Origin of the sequence: Tenacibaculum ascidiaceicola (assembly GCF_047470925.1) — a bacterium.
Lineage (GTDB): Bacteria > Bacteroidota > Bacteroidia > Flavobacteriales > Flavobacteriaceae > Polaribacter > Polaribacter discolor.
Genome location: NZ_JAZKJP010000012.1, coordinates 50,362 through 71,175 on the forward strand (window position 1 = coordinate 50,362; position 20,814 = coordinate 71,175).

A 20,814-nucleotide genomic window follows, 5' to 3' on the forward strand; every position below is an offset into this window, starting at 1 on the left:
ATCATTCCTTTTAGCCTACCTTTGCAAAAAAATATTTGATGCAGTTTTCAGACCTACAACTTAGCAAGTCTATCTTAAAAGCACTTACCGAAGAAAGACACCACAAACCAACGCTGGTACAACAAGAAGTAATTCCGTTAGTACTTAACAAAAAAGATGTCATTGTAGCTGCACAAACAGGTACAGGTAAAACAGCTGCTTTTGCGTTGCCTATTATTCAAGAGCTTTCTAAAGAGGAAGATGTTGAAAAAAGAGCTAAGAAGATAAAAGCACTAATTGTAAGTCCTACTCGAGAACTGGCAATTCAAATTGAAGAAAACTTTAAAGCATATAGTAAGTATACTAATTTAAGAAGTACTGTTGTGTATGGTGGTGTGGCTACACAACCTCAAAAAGATGTATTGGCAAAAGGAGTTGATATTTTAATTGCTACTCCTGGTCGTTTTATCGATTTACACAAACAAGGAAGTATTGATGTTAGACAACTAAAAACATTGGTGTTAGACGAGGCCGATTTAATGCTAGACATGGGCTTTATTGACGATGTACAGAAAATAGAAGAGTTATGTCCGCGTAAAAAACAAACCTTATTGTTTTCTGCTACAATGCCTGATAAGGTAAATGATTTAGCCAAATCGATGTTGCGTAATCCTGAAAAAGTAGATATTTCACCTGCGGAAACCACTTCTAAAAACATTGGTCAGTTACTATACTACACCCCAAAAAAACACAAAGTCGACTTGTGTTTACACTTACTACGAAACACCATAAAAGGACGCATCATTATATTTCGTCGTACCAAATTTGGAGTTGACAAGTTAGAAAAAACACTACAAAAAAACGGTTATAAAGCAACCAGTGTACATGGTGATAAATCGCAAAACTTGCGTAATCAAGCCATAGAAGACTTCAAAAATAACAAAGCCAATATTTTAATTGCCACTGATGTTGCTGCCAGAGGAATTGATGTAAGCAAAGTAGATGCTGTAATTAATGTAGATTTACCAAACATTCCTGAAACGTATGTACACCGAATTGGTAGAACAGGTAGAGCTGGTAAATCTGGAATTGCTTTTTCGTTATGTAGTGCTGATGAAACTTCTTACATCAAGGCAATTCAAGAATTTATGGATAGAACTATAAAAATTGTAGAAGACCATCCATTCCCTCTAGCAAAACCGAAGAAGAAAAAACAACCCAACACTGTTAGTAAACACAAAAAAGGAAGAAAATCAGAAGCTTCTAAAAAGAAGAAAAAACGCTGGTATTAAGCTTTTTATAAAAAATAACACTAAAAACAGTTGGTGTTTTATTTATTAATCGTAATATTGCAATATAATAATTAATCAATGGGGTTAACCAAATCAGAAATATTTACTGAAGAGCAAAATCAATTAGCTACGATTGCGAAAGTGTTAGGGCACCCAGCTCGTATTGCTATTATACAACACTTATTCAAATTGAATTCTTGTGTTTGTGGTGATTTGGTAAATGAAATTGGCTTAGCACAACCTACTATTTCGCAACATTTAAAAGAATTAAAAAAAGTTGGTATTATTAAAGGAACTATTGAAGGAACTAGCGTTTGCTATTGTATTAATCCTTCAACCTGGAAAGAAATTAAAACCTTACTTTCTTCTTTTTTAGACCTTGATACAAACAATAAAAATTGTTGCTAAAAAAAATTTGGAATCATTAATCGTAATATTACAATAAATACTATAACCATGAAACTATCAGAAATCAAACAACATTTAAGCGTATTAAAAACTATTGCTTTTCAATTACCTGACGGTAGTCTAGTTCCTAATCATTTTCATGTAACGGAAGTTGGAAAGGTTACTAAAAACTTTATCGACTGTGGTGGAACCATTAGAAATGAAGAAGTAGTGAATTTTCAGTTATGGAACGCAAATGATTATGATCACAGATTACACCCAGAAAAATTAATTCACATTATTGAGTTATCAGAAAAAGTATTAAACATTCCTGATTTAGAAATCGAGGTAGAATACCAAGGAAACACCATAGGAAAATACGGATTGAATTTTGACGGAACCAACTTCTTACTTACTACGAAACAAACGGATTGTTTGGCGAAAGATAACTGCGGAATTCCAACAGAAAAGCCAAGAGTAAAACTATCAGATTTACAAAAACAAACTGTTTGTGAACCAAATTCAGGGTGCTGCTAATATGAATACACAAACCTCATCATTATTTACTGAAATACAGCAAACTCTTTCAAGTTTACCAACTGTTTCAGAAGAGCGAAAACAAGTTTTACAACCTCTTGTAAGTTACATTCAGGAAAAACTGAACAATAAAGAAGTTATAAATCTGAATTTTATTTGCACTCATAATTCAAGAAGAAGTCATTTATCGCAAGTATGGGCACAAACGATGGCTTTTTATTATCAAATTCCGAATGTACTTTCTTATTCAGGAGGAACAGAAGCAACCGCTATGAATGCAACAGTTGTAGATACTTTAGTAGATAACGGGTTTAGAATTCAGCAATTATCTGAAGGCACAAACCCTATTTATGCAATAAAGTACGCAGAAAACATCCCTTCTATAATAGGTTTTTCTAAAAAATATGATGATACGTTCAATCCTACTTCTGCATTTTGTGCTATCATGACCTGCTCACAAGCTGACGAAGGATGTCCTTTTATAGTGGGTGCTGACAAAAGAATTCCTGTCACCTATGAAGATCCTAAATTATACGACGGTACATCTTCTGAAAAAGAGAAATACTTGGAGCGTAGTTTACAAATTGCTGCTGAAATGCACTATGTGTTTTCTACTGTAAAAAATTAACCTTTGAATTTCATAGGTAAATGCACTACTTTTTTGGTTTCGAAGAATTCTTCTTCAAAAAAGTCGGGCAAATCATAAATGGTGGCTTTAGGAAAGTTCGCAAGTTCTTCTGTAAGGTCACCACCTTTTAAATATAAAATTCCATTTTTTAGTGCATGATTTTGTTTTTTGTGCACTTTATTTTTTACCCAACGGTGAAACGTTTCCATTTGTGCTACTGCTCTACTTACAATAAAATCGTAGGTGTCGTCTACTTCTTCAACACGCCCATGTGTCGTTTTCACATTCTGTAAACCTAACCCTTCAGCAACTTCATTCACTACTTTTATCTTTTTTCCAATAGAATCTACCAAATGAAATTGTGTTTCTGGGAACAAAATAGCTAACGGAATTCCTGGAAAACCTCCACCAGTACCTACATCCATTACTTTGGCTCCTGCTTTAAACTCCATCACCTTTGCTATTCCTAACGAATGTAATACGTGGCGTAAATACAACTCATCAATATCTTTACGAGAAACAACATTAATTTTTAAGTTCCAGTCTTGGTATAATTCTTGCAACTTAGAGAATTGTTCTAACTGCTTTTCTGATAAATTGTCAAAGTATTTTTTTATAAGTTCCATGAAGTGATTTTTTCCACTGCAAAAATAAAAAACTAATTGGTATTGTTAATTTTTATGCAAAAGATATTAATCTAGTTAAAAAGTTAGTCTTTAGCAATAACCGTGAACCAAAAACGTTTATTTTTGCGGTACAAACAAACAAAAAATGAAGACAGTAAACTTCTCAAGAATAGACAAAGCTAAGTTTTTTAGAACTCTAAATAAAAGAGTTAACACTTACTTTAAAGAAAACAACATTAAGCGTACAGGTAACTGGAAACTATATTCAAAAGCTATTATTATGTTAGCTATGTTTATCGTTCCATTTATATTAATTTTAACTGTTGACATGTCGCAATGGATAAAGTTAGCACTTGCAATTTTAATGGGTGTTGGAATGGCCGGAGTAGGAATGAATGTTATGCACGATGCCAACCACGAATCATTTTCAAGCAAAAAATGGGTAAATAAGCTTTTTGGAAGCAGTATTTATATTTTAGCTGGTAATGTATACAACTGGAAGGTACAACACAATGTATTACACCATACGTACACAAACATTCAAGACCATGATGAAGATATGGATGCAGGTAGAATTATCCGCTTTTCAAAACACACACAATGGTTATGGATTCATAAATTCCAAAAATATTACTCAATCTTTTTATACGGATTGTTAACTATTAACTGGGCAATTACTACCGATTTTAAACAAATGCATAGCTATTTAAAGCGTAAGTTATCATACGGTGAGTTTCCAAATCCAGCTAAAGAGTGGACTAAATTAGTAGTTTCTAAAGTTATTTATTATTCTCTTTGGATAGTATTGCCAATCGCAGTAATGAATGTTGCCTGGTGGAAAGTATTAATCGGATTTTTTGTGATGCATTATACTGCAGGAATCATTTTAAGTGTGGTTTTCCAATTAGCACATATTGTTCCTAAAACAGAAACTCCATTACCAGATGAAGATGGTAATATGAAAAACACATGGGCTATTCACCAATTATACACCACAGCAAATTTTGCTCCAAGAAATTGGTTTATCAACTTTTACACAGGTGGTTTAAACCATCAGGTAGAACACCATATTTTCCCTAATATTTCTCATATTCATTATAATAAGTTAGCTCAAATTGTAAAAGAAACTGCTATGGAATTTAACCTTCCTTACAACGAATACAATACTACACGTAGAGCAGTTATTGAGCACTTTAGACACTTAGCTGAATTAGGGAAAAAACCGCAATTAGCATAAATCAACATACAACATAACAACACAATGTCAAACGCATTATCAAACAGAATTCAAAGTTTACCAGTATCGCAAACTTTAGCAATGGCTGCTAAAGCAAGAGAATTAAAAGCTGAAGGTAAAGACATCATTAGCTTGAGTTTAGGAGAACCAGATTTTAATACTCCTGATTTTATTAAAGATGCCGCTATTGAAGCTATTAATCAAGATTACAACTCATATACTCCGGTTGATGGATATGTAGAGTTAAAAGAAGCTATTTGTGAGAAATTTAAGCGTGATAATAACTTAACATATGCTCCAAACCAAGTAGTTGTTTCTACAGGAGCAAAACAATCTATTGCTAACGTAGCTCAGGTATTATTAAACCCTGGTGATGAAGTATTATTACCAGCTCCTTATTGGGTAAGCTATTCTGCAATTGCAACTTTGTGTGAAGCTAAATTTACCGAAATTCCTTCTTCTATTGAAAATGATTTCAAAATCACTCCAGAACAATTAGAAGCTGCTATTTCGCCAAAAACAAAAATGATTTTCTTTAACTCGCCAAATAACCCAAGTGGAACAATTTATAGCGAGGAAGAATACAGAGCATTAGCTAAAGTATTAGAAAAGCATCCTGATATTTATATTTTATCTGACGAAATATATGAGCACATTAACTACGGAACAAAACCATTTAGTTTTGCTACTATTGAAAGCATGTACGACCGTACCATAACTGTTAACGGATTGGCTAAAGCTTTTGCCATGACAGGATGGAGAATTGGTTATATTGGAGCTCCTGAATGGATTGCTAAGGCTTGTACTAAAATGCAGGGTCAAATTACTTCAGGAACTAACTGTATTGCTCAACGCGCTGCAATTACGGCTGTAAAAGCATCTCCTGAAAAAGTACAATATATGGTAGATGAGTTTAAAAAACGTAGAGATTTAGTTTTACAGTTGTTAGGAGAAATTGATGGGTTTAAATTAAACGTACCAGAAGGGGCTTTTTATGTTTTCCCTGATATTTCTGATTTCTTCGGAAAAACAATCCAAGGAAAAGAAATTAAAGATGCAAATGATTTTTCTATGTTATTGTTAGAAAAAGCAAATGTTGCTACGGTTACTGGTGAAGCTTTTGGTGCACCAAACTGTGTTCGTTTATCATATGCTGCTTCTGAATTACAATTACGTGAGGCAATCAAGAGAATTAAAGAAGTTTTAAGTTAATTAACTTAAACTATTAAGTATAAAAAAATCCGTAAGACGCGTCTTACGGATTTTTTATGTTCTAAAATGGAACTTTTAATTTTCTAACTTTTTTCTTTTTAAGCTTCTTTAAATACAATGCTCTCTTATTATAATCAATAAAGGCTTTCCCCAACTCTAAAATATCTGCTCCTATAATTCCGTCTACCTCATCAGCATCATGTTGTTTTAAAGCCGTATTTACATGCGTTAAATCAAACAATACTAAATCACAATCATTCGCTTTCCACTTCCCTATTTTAAGAGAATTGTTTCCTGACCTATGTGTTTCCATATCCGTCGCTCCTGCTCCAGCAGCTTTCACTTCACTTTCTTCAGAAACAAGTTTAAAACGCTCTATTAAATCTAACCCAACACACGAATTGGAAGCGCCTGTATCTAAAATAAACCTTCCTTTAACACCATTTATCTCCGCATCTAACTCTAAATGATTTGTGATCATTTTTTTGAGTTTTATTTTAATATATTTCTTTTTTCGTAATACTTTTTTCAAACTTGCCATTTCTTGTACTTTTGTCTCGTAAAGATACAGCAATAAATGATTACAGATACACATACCCACTTATATTCAAGTCAGTTTGACGAAGACAGAAACGAAATGATACAACGCGCTAAAAAAGCTGGTGTTTCTCGTTTTTTTATTCCTGCAATTGATAGTTCGTATACAGAACGTATGTTCGACTTAGAAAAAAACTATCCAGAAGATGTTTTTTTAATGATGGGCTTACACCCTACTTCGGTAAAAGAGAACTACCAAGAAGAATTAGCGCATGTAAAAGAGTGGTTGGATAAGCGTGACTTTTATGCTATTGGTGAAATTGGTATCGATTTGTATTGGGACAAAACTTTTTTACCACAACAACAAGAAGCCTTCCGTACGCAAATTCAGTGGGCAAAAGAGAAAAAACTACCTATTGTAATTCATTGTCGCGATGCCTTTGATGAAATTTTTGAAGTTTTAGAAATAGAAAAAGGAGACGATTTATACGGAATTTTCCACTGTTTTACAGGAACTTTAGAACAAGCTGAAAAAGCAATTTCCTACAACATGAAATTAGGAATTGGTGGTGTAGCGACATTTAAAAATGGAAAAATTGACAAGTTTTTAAATCAAATTGATATCAAACACATTGTCTTAGAAACCGATTCTCCTTACCTAGCTCCTACTCCATACCGAGGTAAACGTAATGAAAGTAGCTACATAACTAATGTTGTGGATAAGTTGGTAGATATTTATGGATTGACTTTCGATGAAATTTCGGAAATTACAACACAGAATTCTAAAGACATTTTTGGTGTTTAACCTACAAACTACATATTATAAAACTCCTATAGGAATTGCCAAAATAGAAGGTGATGAAAACGGAATTCAATCAATTTCTGTATTAAATGATGATACTTCCACTAGCCTAATTACCTCAAATGAAACTCCAACTTGTTTACAAGATTGCGTTACTCAACTAAATGAATATTTTACTGGTACCAGAAAAGAGTTCAACCTAAAGTTGAATCCGCAAGGAACAGCTTTTCAACAATCTGTTTGGAATGAGTTATTACATATTCCTTTTGGTAGCACCAGAACATATTTAGAACAAACCAAACAATTAGGAGATGTAAAAGCAATTCGTGCGGTAGCTTCTGCTAACGGTAAAAACCCTATTTGGATTATCATACCTTGTCATAGAGTTGTGGGTTCTGATGGCTCTCTAACTGGATATGCAGGAGGTATTTGGCGTAAAAAATGGTTATTGGAACACGAAAGTGGAGCCAAACAACAGACTTTGTTTTAATTTCTTTTTATAAGGTCTCGAAACAAGTTCGGAATGACTATCGTCAATTTAAGTTGCGTTTTTCAATAAAGAATTTCTTCAACAAAAAGCTACACTCTTCTTCCAAAACTCCTGATATTACTTTTGTTTTTGGATGTATTTTAGTTTGTAAAACAGAAAAACCAAGTTTAGGTTCACTAGCTCCGTACACTATTTTACCTATTTGCGTCCAGTAACTCGCTCCCGCACACATTTGACAAGGCTCTAGCGTAACATACAAAGTACAGTCTTTTAAATACTTTCCACCTAAAAAATCTGCTGCTGCAGTAAACGCTTGCATTTCAGCATGTGCGGTAACATCATTTAACAACTCTGTTAAGTTATGTGCTCGTGCTATTATTTGATCTTTAAAAACAATAACTGCACCAACAGGAACCTCTCCTTTATCAAAAGCTAACTCAGCTTCTTGTAAAGCTTTTCTCATAAAGTAGGCATCATCAAATGGATTCATCAACAAGAGTTTTTGTAAATACGAAAACAAATGTAGCCAAAATTTGTTTGTGTAAACTCTAGGTAAAATACTTATTTTTACCAAAATTTACGATTTGATTTCAATCAATACTTCTGAGAATAAAAAAGTCTATTTTGCTTCTGACCAACATTTAGGAGCTCCAACTCCTGAAGCTAGTTTTCCTCGTGAACAAAAGTTTGTTACATGGTTAAACGAAGTTAAAAAAGATGCTGAAGCAATTTTTATTCTAGGTGATTTATTCGATTTTTGGTTTGAGTATAAAACTGTTGTTCCAAAAGGCTTTGTTCGTGTTTTAGGTAAACTTGCTGAAATAAAAGATAGTGGTATTCCGATTTACTTTTTTGTTGGAAATCATGATTTATGGATGCATGATTATTTTGAAAAGGAATTAAACATTCCTGTATTTCATTCACCTCAAGAATTTAAAATCAACGATAAATTATTTTTAATAGGCCATGGTGATGGGTTAGGACCTGGAGACAAAGGGTATAAACGTATGAAAAAAGTGTTTACATTCCCGCTATTTCAATGGATGTTTCGTTGGCTACATCCAGATTTAGGAGTTAGATTAGGACAATACATGTCGGTTAAAAACAAATTGATTTCTGGTGATGAGGATGCTAAATTTTTAGGCGAAGACAATGAATGGCTAGTACAATATTGTAAACGTAAATTAGAAACCAAACACTACGATTATTTTGTTTTTGGACACAGACATCTTCCTTTAGAAATTCAACTTAAAGAGAACAGTGTTTACTTTAATACAGGTGATTGGATTCAGTATTATACCTATGCGGTTTTTGAAAACGATAAACTATTTTTAAAAGAATATAAACAATAAAAAAAAAGCACCTTTTTGAGGTGCTTTTTTTATGAATTATTTCAGTCTTAATCTAACACAAAACGTAATCTAGCAAATAAATGTCTACCATTAGTTCCGAACTGTACAGAACGTCTAGAGTAGATAAAGCGTCCACTAGATCTAAAAGCAGGATCATTTTCATCTGGATAAACATCTAATAAATTATTTGCTCCTAATGTTAAACTTAGGTTCTTATTAAAGTTGTATCCAAAAGAAAGATCTGTAATTACTTTTCCTCCAAAAGTAGTATCTATAGAAGGATCGTTACTGTTAGTTGCTTCTTCAACTTCTCCAAAATAACTATTTCTTAAAAAGATACTCCATTTGTCATTAACACTTAAATTGTGTGATAAATTCCCTTTTGTTGTAGGAACCGAAGACTCTAAATAAATTCTACTTGTTGGGTCAAAATAAGTATCAGACAATCCCGCGTTTTCTATAGCAGCTGGAATATTCACTCCTTCTACATTCGTTTTCGAAAATGTAAACGCTAAAGTGTTAGTTAACCTCATTTTATCAGAAAGATCTGCTTTGTGATCTACAACAATATCTACTCCTTTTGTTTGAGTATCTACAGCATTTGCAAAAAATGCTGCTTGTGTAGCATTTGCTTGTTGGAACAATCTTTCCAGCTCAGCATCTCCATTATCATCAAAACTCCCTGTTAATATTACTCTGTCATCAATATTTATAAGATATCCATCAACCGTAAACTTTAAGTTTGCACTTGGCACTTTTGCTGTAAAACCTGCTGAAAACCCAAAAGAAGTTTCTTCTTTTAATTTACCTATTCCTAAAATTCTTGCAACTCTCGAAGTATTTGAAAATACCCCAACTTCATTTGGTATACCATCAACGAACAAGGTACTGGTTGAACTGTAAGATATTTGATGCAATGATGGCGCTCTAAACCCTGTTTGTAAACTAGCTCTTAAATTAAAATTTTTAGAAGCTTTTACCCTAGATGCTACTTTTACATTTAAAGTACCTCCAAAATCTGAGAAATTCTCATAACGTACAGCTCCACTTAATAAAAAAGACTCTGTAAAATCTGCTTCTACATCTATGTAACCAGCTATAGAGTTTCTGAATGAATTTACTTCATTTTCTGGTTTAAACCCAGGAAACACTTGAATACCTCCAGGCCTTGAATTACCAAAAAAGTCTTCAGGAACCATTGAGTTAGGGTCTGTTGGGTCATGTACATTCCCCAATGTATTATATTGTGCATACGATGCTTCCTCTCCTGCTACAATACCATAATTTTCTAAACGGTATTCAGCTCCAAAAGCGATATTTAAACCAGACATTACATCTTCGTAAAACTTACTAAGGTCAATGTTTGTTGTATTTTCACTTGAGTAAAACCCACCTGAATTCGCTTCAAAAGGCGTTGAATTACCTAAAGAAGCATTACTTGAATTACTTATCAAATAATTGAACTCATTTCTACCAAATGTATTTGAAAAATCTACATTCCAATCACCTAACTTTCCTTTTATTCCAACCGCATACGATTTGTCTTGAATATTAGAGTTTATCTCTGGTAAGAATCCGTTCATATACGCTGGAGTATATGCCCTAGATTGATTTGGTAATCTATAGAAACCTGCTGCATTACCATTCTTATAACTTAAACCAGCATTACCATAAATAAAGGTTTCATTTCCTAACGGAATTTCCATGTTTGCAAAAAACTGCGCTCCTCTTACCCTTGATTGCCCCACTCTCATGTTAAAATCACTTCTTTTCAAGCCACGAGCTAACAACTCTGCTTCAGTGACATCAGCTCCTAAGATTGTTCGCAATTCTTCTTTTGTTTCAGTACCATTCAATGTAATTCCTGCATCACCTGCATAATTAAAAATATCATCTAAATCATCATCTAATAGGTTTGAAATATTATACCCATCTGCTGCTGCAACTCTTTCAATAGAGTTGTAAGCATTAAATATAGAACCTTCCCATTCTTGCATTCTATTAGTCCATCCTCTAAAATCAAAATTTCCAGTAAAATTTATAAATCCACCATCTTTACCAATTGGTAGTCCATAATTTAACCCTAAGTTTAATTTTTCTCCGTCTATATCTCTCTCAGGACTACTTTTACTTGTAAAATTTGCACCTGTTGTTAAGTTAACTTCTAACTTATTCGTAGATTTCTTTAAGACGATATTTATTATTCCTGCAATAGCATCAGAACCATATTGAGCCGCTGCACCATCTCTAAGAATTTCAATTCTTTCAATAGCAATTGATGGAATTGTTGTCATATCTGTACCCACTGAACCTCTACCAAAAGTACCATTTACGTTTACCAAAGCAGTTTTGTGACGTCTTTTCCCATTAATCAACACTAATACCTGATCTGGACCTAATCCTCTTAATGCTGCTGGCGCAATATGATCCGTACCATCTGAAATTGATTGAGGATTGGAATTAAAAGACGGTGCTGCATAATTTAGAATTTCTGTCACTGTAACTTGAGGTGCTGATTGAGTAAGCTTTGAAACATCTAACACATCAATAGCTACAGGAGAATCTATTGCAACTCTACCTTTATTACGAGAACCTACAATTACCACCTCTTCTAAGGCCTCACTCGATTCATCTATTACAATTGTAATAAAAGAGCTATCAGTAACTTTTACTTCTTTCGTTCTAAATCCTACTGAAGAGACTATAACCATAACAGGCAACTGACTTACTTTTAAAAAATATTCTCCATTATCATCAGTTGTTACACCATTAGTGGTTCCTTTCTCTATTACATTTACAAAAGGCAAAGGTGCTCCATTCGTATCTGTAATTTTTCCTTTTATCGTCTGACCAATCATTGATGTAAACGACATCAACAAAACACAAACAAATAATTTCATTTTTTGTTTCATAATCATATTGCTATTTTATTTTTTTTTGTTAAAAAAGTTAATTTATTATAAACATACTAATATTTAAACTCCATAACAAATATATCCGTAATTAAATCACTCCCAACACATTAACACAAAAACTACTATTTATCAAAACCAGTAAAGCAATCTTATTTTATGACCTCATAAAAGTATCCTATATCTCCTTTTCTTTTAAAATCTCTTATTTACCTACAACCATCTTATAGCATATTCTTTTAATATGTTTATTATAGAAGCTTTATTATTACATATGAACTCATATATAATTTTTAGTGATTGGGTTGTTGTTTTTACTTATTGAGTTTTTATTCAAAAACCTTATAGCAATAAAGAAATAGACCATAAAAAAAAGGTTGAAAAATATTACTATCTCAACCTTTTAATTTATAATTAATTCAAATATTAACTCTAAATATTTTCATTTGCTGGTATTGGTACTGCTGAAGGTACATTATCAGTACTTCTATCGTTAGGTAATTCATCCAACTTATTAAATCTTCTCATATCAACCCATCTATGCCCTTCACCAAAAAGAGAATATCTTCTCTGCATTAAAATTTCATTAGTTAATTCCATTTCTGAAGTTCCTCCTGTGTACGCTGCCAATCCTGCTGCATTTCTAATGACATTGATTGCCATTACAGCATCACTTGGCGAGCTAACCATATTTGCTTCTGCATATAACAATATTAATTCTTCATTTCTAATTATTGGTACGCTTTGAGTATTAGATTGATAAATCCATACATCATGAGTCCCTATTAAACCTGAAGCTTCTCTCGGACTATCTCTTAACACAACTTTGTCAACTCTACTATCATTTGCCTCAGCATCAGCAACAAAACTTTGATGAGCAACCCTTACATTTGCTTCCTGATTTAATGCTATGAATAATGGATTAGCTAAATCTGCTCCTGCTAATGAAAAAGTATGATATGCTCCAAGGTTTAAATCTCCATTCATATCAATAAAAGAATCAGCTAATAAGGTTAAGACATTTGCGTAATTTCCCCTATATGCCTCTACTCTTGCATTGAGAGCTTTATTAAACTTTAAAAAAGAAGAAGGTGTGTTAAAACCAGTGTATCCACTTCCTAATTCAAACGGAAAATCAGAACCACCATTTTCAAGATCCGTTGCTGCTTCTGATAATAGATTAAAAATTGCTGTCAAAGCACTTGTATAATCAACAATTGGTCCCAAATTATCAGGGTCACTAACATCTAAACGTATTCCATTACCTGCTTGATTATTTGACAGCATTAAAAATTCGTGAGCCTTTAATGTATTTAACACCCCTCTAGTAGCTGCTATTTCTTCAGCTGAAAAGTCAGATGTAGTATTTTCCAATCCTTGTAAAGCTAAATTAATATCCTTTATAGCTGCATACCTTGCACCCCAAGGAGCAGTAGTATAAAAAGTGTTATTGTCTAAATTTCCAGTAACAACATCACCTTCAAACCTTGGATCTGAATTTGTAAAATAATAATACTCTCTACCTAATATACTCTGTACATCAACCTGTGTAGCTAGACGAACTCTCATATCCGACAAAACCCCTGAAACAGCTTGAGGCAGCTCTCCCCTAGATAAATCCGAAGATATAGACCCTGTACTTGCTCCATTTAAACTTTCTCCCCCATCTAACTGACATGATGTAAGTCCTAGTAAGGTTATTGCTAAAGCTACTATACCTATTTTTTTTGCTATTTTCATTGTTATACTTTTTTTAAAATTAAAATTGTGCTGATAGATGGAACATATATCTTTTAGAAGATGGAAAAGGAGTCACCTCAACCCCAGTAGAAAGCCCATTTCCTCCAAAGTTAGACACTTCTGGATCATAGCTATTATAATCAAAAATATTAACTAAATTATTTCCAGAAAAGCCAATTTTTAAACTGGAAACCGCTCCACTAAAAACATTATCTAATACTTCTTTATCAAAACTATAATACAACCCTACCTCTCTAAGTCTTAGATAAGAAGCATCTTCTACAAAAGGTCTTGCATTACCAGCAAACAAACCATTATTAATCCTATAAGTCCCATTTGGTATAACCCCATCTGGATCTAAAGTAATTTCATCATAATCATTACTAGTTCCTCCAAAATCTGACAATAATTTAGATAAATTTATATTATCGCCTCCTTTTTTCCAGTGCCATAAAAATGATAAGCTTATATTCTTATATTTTAAAGTATTATTAAATGACATTTGAAAATCTGGCTCTGCATCTCCTAATTTTACTACAGGTGTTCCTGGTCCAGTAGTCCCTACAATTTGAGTTACACTTTTTCCCTCCTCAATTTGAAACTGCCCTAAACTATTACCAAATCCCCCAAGATTGAATGTTGGAACATTCAACTTAGTCATTTTAGATCTATTTCTATACCAACTTACTCCAGAATCCCACGTAAAATCCTCAGAATCAAAAACCTTCGCATTCAATCCTATTTCAAAACCTTTATTCTGAAGTTCTCCTGCATTCACCCATTCAGTAGTATATCCTGTTGATGGTTCAGTATTAGCTGTTAACAACAGGTCTTCTACATCCTTCTTATAATATGTAAATTCTAAAGACAGTCTGTCATTTAAAAAACCTGCATCAAAACCGACTTCTAATTCCTTCTGCCTTTCTGGTTTTATCTTAGCATTTCCTCTAGTTATTGGTACAACAATACCTACATTCCCATCTATTGAAGTATTTCCATATATAGTATATAGAGAACCAAATGCCGCAAAAGTTCCTGCTTCACCATAAGCCCCTCTCAATTTCAGTCTATTGAATCCTTTTTTCTCTCCCCAAAACTTAAAATTATGTAAATTAGAGGCTAAAGATGCTTTTGGATAGTAAAACAATTCGTTCGGATCTCCATTATTTGTTGATTTATCTCCTCTTATGCCTAAAGTTGCAATTATCTTGTTTTGATAATTAATAGCTTCTTGAACATAAAATCCAAAATCTTCTTGTTCTAATCTAAATTGATTAACATTTTGATTAGCACTTTGATCTACATTCGTTTCTGAAGCAATTAAATCCGTTGCCGTTACTCTTACTACATTCTGAGAAAACTGTTCATTTGTAAGACCTGCTTGCGTAGTGAATCTTAGATCGTTTTTTGTATTAAAATTATGCACCAAAAAAGCTGAGTAATTTGAATTTGTGTTTACAGTATTACTAATTGCAGTAAGACCATTTATCCCACCGTTATCAGGCCTCATGAACTGTAACTCTTTGGGAAATATCACAGTAGCTGTAAGTGTGTAATGATCAGTACCTGCTTTAGCCACAAACTTTAAACTTGAATTATCATTTCTATATATGTCATATTCATAAGATCCTCCAACAATGAATCTTTTAATCCTTTCATTATTTGTCATTAAATCTCTTGTTTGAAGAGGGTTTGAAGAATTATTAGGGTGATCTGGATAATTACCATTTGCATCTGGCAATAAATAATCCCAAGGTCTTGTTGCTGTTAGAGCCACTCCAACAGTCGCCCCTGAATTATCATTATTAAAAAACCCTCTGTCAGCTGAAGAGTTTATATAATTACTTGATAAGGATATTTTCATTTTTTCATTTAACTGATGTCCTAAATTCAATCTTACCGAAGTCTTATCATATCCTGTGTTTTTTACAATTCCATTTTCTTGACTTCTAGAAAAACCTGCAAAGTAAGTTGTTTTTTCAGACCCTCCCGACAAACTTAAATTAGTCTTTGTTATTATTCCTTTTTCTCCAAATAACTCTTTTTCATAATCTCTTAATCTTCCTGCATTTTTTGCTGCTGTATAAAGCACCCCTTCTCCTGGAAACTGAGACTCAACTAATTCTTCTGTCCATTTTCTTTGTCCTTGTAGATTAATTATTTCATTAAACCCTACAGATTGTGAAAAATTTACTCTGGCTTTTCCAGTTTTTCCTGATTTAGTTGTTATTATTACAACTCCAGCAGCCCCCCTCGATCCATAGATAGCTGAAGCAGAAGCTCCTTTCAATATTTCTATACTCTCTATATCATTAGGGTTAATATCTGCAATCCTGTTAGTAGCATTATCCTGAGAAGAGGCATTACCACCAGTTGAAGCTTGAGAAACTGTATTTAGTCCTCCTGAAGAAATACTACTATTATCAACATAAACACCGTCAATAATATATAAAGGCTGGGAATTACCATTTATTGATGTTATACCTCTTAGCTTTACAGACAGCCCTCCTCCTGGCGCTCCTGAATTTGAGGTTATCACAGCTCCTGTAAACTTCCCTGCCAAAGCACCATCTAGTGTTTGTGGAGGAGCTACCCCTGCTAGTTTTTCAGCAGAAATAGTAGCTACAGAATTTGCTAAATTTTTTCTTTTTACTGTAGATGCTAAACCCGAAATTACCACCTCTTCTAAAACATCTGAATCTTCTCGTAATGTTACTTGTAAAAAAGTATTTGTATTGACTACGTTTTTTTCTATAGTAACAAACCCTAAAGAAGATATTGTAACTATCGTCGGAAGTTTTTTTACATTTAAACTAAATTCACCATTCTCATTAGAAGTGGTTCCATTTGTTGTTCCTTTTTCTATAATGTTGGCAAAAGGAATACTTTCTCCATTTACGCCCACTATTTTCCCTTTTATTGTTTGCCCGTAAATAAAACTAGAAAACAAGAAAATAAGTGCGTTAATTAGCAGTGTTTTGCTAAATGACATTTTTTTCATAAAATTTAAGTTTAAAGTTAGTAGAAGCTAAATTTCATTTTTTTTATTTACAAAAGCAAATTATAAACAACTTATTTTCAATCAAGTAAAGACACTTATCAAAAACTAAACTTTAAAACACAACACCTTGCTACTTGTAAATACAAGGTTTAACCAACTTTTAACAACTAAAAAAACACTATTATTGTAGCTTTGTTACATATAAATTCTAATTTATTTCAATTACTATGGATATAGATGTAAGAGCCATCAATGAAAAAATAGAAAGAGAAAGTGCTTTTGTAGATTTATTAACTACAGAAATGAATAAAGTAATTGTGGGTCAAAAACACATGATTGAGCGATTACTAATTGGACTTTTAGGAAATGGACATATCTTATTAGAAGGTGTCCCTGGACTGGCAAAAACCTTAGCCATTAACACACTTTCAAAAGCAGTTGACGGAAGCTTTAGTCGTATTCAGTTTACTCCAGATTTATTACCTGCTGATGTGGTAGGTACTATGATATACAATGTAAAAGAAAATGATTTCTCTATTAAAAAGGGACCTATTTTTGCCAACTTTGTATTAGCTGATGAGATTAACCGTGCTCCTGCTAAAGTACAGTCTGCTTTATTAGAAGCAATGCAAGAACGTCAAATCACCATTGGAGATGAAACTTTTAAATTGGATGAACCATTCTTGGTAATGGCCACTCAAAACCCAGTAGAACAAGAAGGAACTTATCCGCTTCCTGAAGCACAGGTAGACCGTTTTATGCTAAAAACTGTAATTGACTACCCAAAATTACAAGACGAGCAACTTATTATGCGTCAAAATTTAAACGGAAGTTTTCAAAAGATAAACCCTGTAATTTCTATAGATCAGATTATAAAAGCTCGTAACGTAGTTAATGAGGTTTATATGGATGAAAAAATCGAAAAATATATCTTAGATATTGTTTTCGCAACTCGTTATCCAGAAAAATATAATTTAGAGAAATTAAAGCCTCTTATCAGTTTTGGATCTTCTCCTCGTGGTAGTATCGCTTTAGCAAAAGCTGCAAAGTGTTATGCTTTCATCAAACGAAGAGGATACGTGATCCCTGAAGATGTTAGAGCAATAGTAAATGATGTTTTACGCCACAGAATTGGTATTACATATGAAGCAGAAGCTGAGAACATTACATCTATAGATATTATCAATTCTATTATTAACGAAGTACAAGTACCTTAATCAATTATCAATGAGCAATTATCAGCCAAAAACACTTTACTGATTATTGATAACTGTTAACTGACAATTGAAAACATGGATACAAAAGAGTTACTAAAAAAAGTTCGAAAAATAGAAATAAAGACACGTAGGCTGTCTAATCATATTTTTGGAGGTGAATATCACTCAACCTTTAAAGGTAGAGGTATGACTTTTTCTGAAGTACGTCAATATCAATATGGAGACGATATAAGAGCTATTGATTGGAATGTTACCGCTCGCTACAATGAACCTTATGTAAAAGTTTTTGAAGAAGAACGCGAACTTACCATGATGTTGGTAGTAGACATTTCTGGTTCTGAGTTTTTTGGTACTTCTGAACAATTTAAAAAAGATACCGTAACAGAAATTGCCGCAACATTGGCATTTTCTGCTATTCAAAATAACGATAAAGTCGGGTTAATTCTGTTTTCTGATCAAGTTGAACTGTATATTCCCCCTAAAAAAGGGAAAAGTCACGTATTACGAATTATTCGTGAGCTTATCGAGTTTCAACCAAAAAGCAGACAAACTAACATTAGTGAAGCTCTCAAATTTTTATCCAACATCATGAAAAAGAAAGCGATTGTTTTCATGCTTTCTGATTTTATGGACGATGATTACGAACGTACGTTAAAAATTGTTGGTAATAAACATGATGTAACCGGTATACGTGTATATGACAAACATGATGAGGAAATCCCTAATTTAGGAATGGTTCCTATGATGGATGCTGAAACAGGAAAAACTCAATTGGTTAATACGAGTTCAAAATCAGTTAGAACTCACTACAAAGCTAACGCTTTACGTTTAACAAATTACTTTGAATCCACTTTTACCAAAAGTGGTGCAGGAACTATCAATACTAGAGTTGATGAAAGTTACGTACGAAAATTGTTAGGTTATTTTAAACGAAAAGGATAAGAACAAACAATGAAACATAAACTACTTTACATATGCTTGTTTTTAACTTCTTTTGCCTTTGCACAACAACCTCAGGTAAAAGCAGAAATTGACACAACAAACATCAGAATTGGTGAACAGTTTCAATATAAAATATCTGTTGATGAAACTGAAAATGTTATCGTTCCTAAGCTAGAAAACCTAAAAGGATTAGAGGTTATCGATACACTCAAAATCGATACTATTGAAAACAAACTCATTCGAAAATATATTTTAACAGGTTTTGATAGCGGTGCTTTTTACATTCCGCAACAACAAATATTTATTAGAAACCAAGCTTATTTAACCGATAGTTTACTAGTTAACGTAGCTACTGTTCCTATTGACACTACTAAAATTAAAAAATTTCCTATTAAAGGAATTAAGGGAGAACCATATCAGTTTGACGATTTCAAACAATACATCTGGTGGGTTGTAATAGCCTTTATTATTATAGCTCTACTACTCTACTTCTTTGTTTTCAAAAAGAAAAAAGAACAAGAAGAAAAGGTTATTATCCCTTTATTGCCTCCTTATGAAGAAGCAATACAAAAACTGGAGGAACTTGACAAAAAACTATTATGGCAAAATAATCAGGTTAAAAAATATTATAGTGAACTAACAGACATTATAAGAGGTTATATTGAAAGAGAGTTACATGTACCTGCCTTAGAAAGTACTACTGATGAATTAATTGACGTTTTAAAAGACTTCAATGACACAAAATCAATAGAAACCTCTAGGGAAATTATTGACAAATTAAAGGGACTGTTACAAGAGTCTGACTTAGTAAAATTTGCAAAGTCTAAGCCTTTATCGCACGAAATAGAGGAAGATCGAAAAGATGCAAAGCTTATCATAGACAATTTAAAACCTAAAAAACAAGAAGAAGATGATGAAGTGGAATAATTTCGAGTTTCATAGTCCTGAGTTTTTATGGTTGCTAGTAGTAATTCCTTTATTAGCTTTTTGGAGTTTTTATACCCGAAAAAAAGATAGTGCTCAGCTTAGAATGCCAAGTACTAAAGGTTTTAAAGCACAGGGTTCAATTTTACCTAAACTAAAACCTTTACTACAATTCTTAAGGTTATTAGCTTTAACCTGCTTAATAGTTGCTTTGGCACGCCCTAGAAATGTAGCTGTTAGTAAAAAAACTAAGACGAATCGAGGAATTGATATTGTAATGGCTGTTGATGTTTCAGCCAGTATGTTAGCAAAAGACCTTAAACCAAACCGTCTGGAAGCTTTAAAAAGAGTTGCAACTGACTTTATAAGCCGACGTCCAAATGATCGTATTGGTATTGTAGTTTATGCAGGAGAAAGTTTTACACAAACTCCGATAACTAGTGATAAATCTATTGTAAAAAGAACCATTTCAGAAATTAAATGGGGACAACTAGAAGGAGGAACAGCTATAGGTATGGGCTTAGGTTCTGCGGTTAACAGACTAAAGGATAGTAAAGCCAAAAGTAAAGTTATTATCTTATTGACAGACGGTGTAAATAATGCTGGTTTTGTTGATCCTAAAACTGCTACTGATTTAGCAAAGGGAAACGGTATTAAGGTTTATACTATTGGTATTGGAACTAACGGAATGGCTCCTTTTCCTTGGGCTAAAGACCCAAGAACAGGGAAAATTTCATTTAAAAACCAACAAGTAGAAATTGACGAAGATTTACTAAAACATATTGCCAACGAAACTGGTGGTAAATATTTTAGAGCAACTAACAACACTAAGTTGAAAGAAATTTATGACGAGATTGATAAGTTAGAAAAAACTAAAATCGAAGAGTTTAAATATTATAATTACTCTGAAAAATATCGTTTTTTGGTTCTTCTAGCAGGAATATTTTTACTCTTAGAATTCACCCTAAAAAACACAGTATTTAAAAGTTTTATTTAAGC

General features: G+C 32.9%; 19 protein-coding genes. 13 read left to right on the forward strand and 6 right to left on the reverse strand.

Annotation, left to right across the window (positions count from 1 at the left end):
• The first annotated feature begins 38 nt into the window (after window positions 1-38).
• The 4 genes from VBY68_RS12250 (at window position 39) to VBY68_RS12265 (ending at window position 2,823) form a co-directional block, all read left to right on the forward strand.
• Window positions 39-1,271, forward strand: coding sequence for a DEAD/DEAH box helicase (locus VBY68_RS12250; protein WP_099215174.1), 1,233 nt, complete (start codon window positions 39-41; stop codon window positions 1,269-1,271).
• Between the two features lie 78 nt (window positions 1,272-1,349).
• Window positions 1,350-1,679 (forward strand): ArsR/SmtB family transcription factor, encoded by a 330-nt coding sequence (locus tag VBY68_RS12255; protein ID WP_028891389.1) that lies wholly within the window; start codon window positions 1,350-1,352, stop codon window positions 1,677-1,679.
• A 48-nt stretch (window positions 1,680-1,727) separates the two neighbouring features.
• Entirely contained in the window at window positions 1,728-2,195 is a 468-nt protein-coding gene (locus VBY68_RS12260) for a DUF6428 family protein (protein ID WP_415269893.1), read from the forward strand.
• Window position 2,196: 1 nt separating this feature from the next.
• Window positions 2,197-2,823, forward strand: a complete 627-nt coding sequence (locus tag VBY68_RS12265; RefSeq protein ID WP_124588320.1) for a low molecular weight phosphatase family protein — start codon at window positions 2,197-2,199, stop codon at window positions 2,821-2,823.
• Here the strand turns inward: VBY68_RS12265 and rsmG are convergent.
• Window positions 2,820-3,449, reverse strand: coding sequence for a 16S rRNA (guanine(527)-N(7))-methyltransferase RsmG (rsmG, locus tag VBY68_RS12270; protein WP_415269894.1), 630 nt, complete (start codon window positions 3,447-3,449; stop codon window positions 2,820-2,822). The two genes, VBY68_RS12265 and rsmG, sit on opposite strands and share 4 nt — an antisense overlap.
• 145 nt (window positions 3,450-3,594) lie before the next feature.
• On the opposite strand from rsmG, the gene VBY68_RS12275 reads away from it, so the two are divergent.
• Together VBY68_RS12275 and VBY68_RS12280 are read left to right on the forward strand one after the other, a co-directional pair.
• Complete coding sequence (locus VBY68_RS12275) at window positions 3,595-4,686, forward strand: fatty acid desaturase family protein (protein WP_099215170.1); 1,092 nt, start codon at window positions 3,595-3,597, stop codon at window positions 4,684-4,686.
• 24 nt (window positions 4,687-4,710) lie between these two features.
• Window positions 4,711-5,898 carry a pyridoxal phosphate-dependent aminotransferase gene (locus VBY68_RS12280; protein WP_415269895.1) on the forward strand — a complete coding sequence of 396 codons (1,188 nt, stop codon included), beginning with the start codon at window positions 4,711-4,713 and terminating at the stop codon, window positions 5,896-5,898.
• Between the two features lie 61 nt (window positions 5,899-5,959).
• On the opposite strand, the gene VBY68_RS12285 is transcribed toward VBY68_RS12280, so the two are convergent.
• Entirely contained in the window at window positions 5,960-6,439 is a 480-nt protein-coding gene (locus VBY68_RS12285; RefSeq protein ID WP_415269896.1) for a retropepsin-like aspartic protease, read from the reverse strand.
• A gap of 36 nt (window positions 6,440-6,475) precedes the next feature.
• Between VBY68_RS12285 and VBY68_RS12290 the strand changes: the two genes are divergently transcribed.
• Together VBY68_RS12290 and VBY68_RS12295 are read left to right on the forward strand one after the other, a co-directional pair.
• Window positions 6,476-7,240: a TatD family hydrolase gene (locus VBY68_RS12290; RefSeq protein ID WP_415269897.1), complete on the forward strand. Its 765-nt coding sequence runs from the start codon at window positions 6,476-6,478 to the stop codon at window positions 7,238-7,240.
• Window positions 7,233-7,727, forward strand: a complete 495-nt coding sequence (locus VBY68_RS12295) for a methylated-DNA--[protein]-cysteine S-methyltransferase (protein ID WP_415269898.1) — start codon at window positions 7,233-7,235, stop codon at window positions 7,725-7,727. The genes VBY68_RS12290 and VBY68_RS12295 overlap by 8 nt, the downstream gene beginning before the upstream one ends.
• Window positions 7,728-7,770: 43 nt before the next feature.
• On the opposite strand, the gene VBY68_RS12300 is transcribed toward VBY68_RS12295, so the two are convergent.
• On the reverse strand, window positions 7,771-8,220 hold the full coding sequence (locus VBY68_RS12300) for a nucleoside deaminase (RefSeq protein WP_124588208.1): 450 nt from the start codon (window positions 8,218-8,220) through the stop codon (window positions 7,771-7,773).
• Between the two features lie 91 nt (window positions 8,221-8,311).
• Between VBY68_RS12300 and VBY68_RS12305 the strand changes: the two genes are divergently transcribed.
• Entirely contained in the window at window positions 8,312-9,079 is a 768-nt protein-coding gene (locus VBY68_RS12305; protein WP_415269899.1) for a UDP-2,3-diacylglucosamine diphosphatase, read from the forward strand.
• Between the two features lie 47 nt (window positions 9,080-9,126).
• Here the strand turns inward: VBY68_RS12305 and VBY68_RS12310 are convergent, their stop codons facing one another.
• The 3 genes from VBY68_RS12310 to VBY68_RS12320 all read right to left on the reverse strand — a co-directional run bounded on the left by VBY68_RS12310 (window position 9,127) and on the right by VBY68_RS12320 (window position 16,732).
• Window positions 9,127-11,979: a TonB-dependent receptor gene (locus tag VBY68_RS12310; RefSeq protein ID WP_415269900.1), complete on the reverse strand. Its 2,853-nt coding sequence runs from the start codon at window positions 11,977-11,979 to the stop codon at window positions 9,127-9,129.
• Between the two features lie 444 nt (window positions 11,980-12,423).
• Complete coding sequence (locus tag VBY68_RS12315; RefSeq protein ID WP_415269901.1) at window positions 12,424-13,731, reverse strand: RagB/SusD family nutrient uptake outer membrane protein; 1,308 nt, start codon at window positions 13,729-13,731, stop codon at window positions 12,424-12,426.
• Between the two features lie 19 nt (window positions 13,732-13,750).
• Entirely contained in the window at window positions 13,751-16,732 is a 2,982-nt protein-coding gene (locus tag VBY68_RS12320) for a SusC/RagA family TonB-linked outer membrane protein (RefSeq protein WP_415269902.1), read from the reverse strand.
• A 227-nt stretch (window positions 16,733-16,959) separates the two neighbouring features.
• Here VBY68_RS12320 and VBY68_RS12325 point away from each other — a divergent pair, with 227 nt between their 5' ends.
• The 4 genes from VBY68_RS12325 (at window position 16,960) to VBY68_RS12340 (ending at window position 20,812) form a co-directional block, all read left to right on the forward strand.
• Window positions 16,960-17,949: an AAA family ATPase gene (locus VBY68_RS12325; RefSeq protein ID WP_099215163.1), complete on the forward strand. Its 990-nt coding sequence runs from the start codon at window positions 16,960-16,962 to the stop codon at window positions 17,947-17,949.
• Window positions 17,950-18,024: 75 nt separating this feature from the next.
• Window positions 18,025-18,891 (forward strand): DUF58 domain-containing protein, encoded by an 867-nt coding sequence (locus VBY68_RS12330; RefSeq protein WP_099215162.1) that lies wholly within the window; start codon window positions 18,025-18,027, stop codon window positions 18,889-18,891.
• Window positions 18,892-18,900: 9 nt separating this feature from the next.
• Entirely contained in the window at window positions 18,901-19,818 is a 918-nt protein-coding gene (locus VBY68_RS12335; protein WP_415269903.1) for a hypothetical protein, read from the forward strand.
• Window positions 19,805-20,812, forward strand: a complete 1,008-nt coding sequence (locus VBY68_RS12340) for a vWA domain-containing protein (RefSeq protein ID WP_415270149.1) — start codon at window positions 19,805-19,807, stop codon at window positions 20,810-20,812. Before VBY68_RS12335 ends, VBY68_RS12340 begins: the two co-directional genes overlap by 14 nt.
• Window positions 20,813-20,814 lie beyond the last annotated feature (2 nt).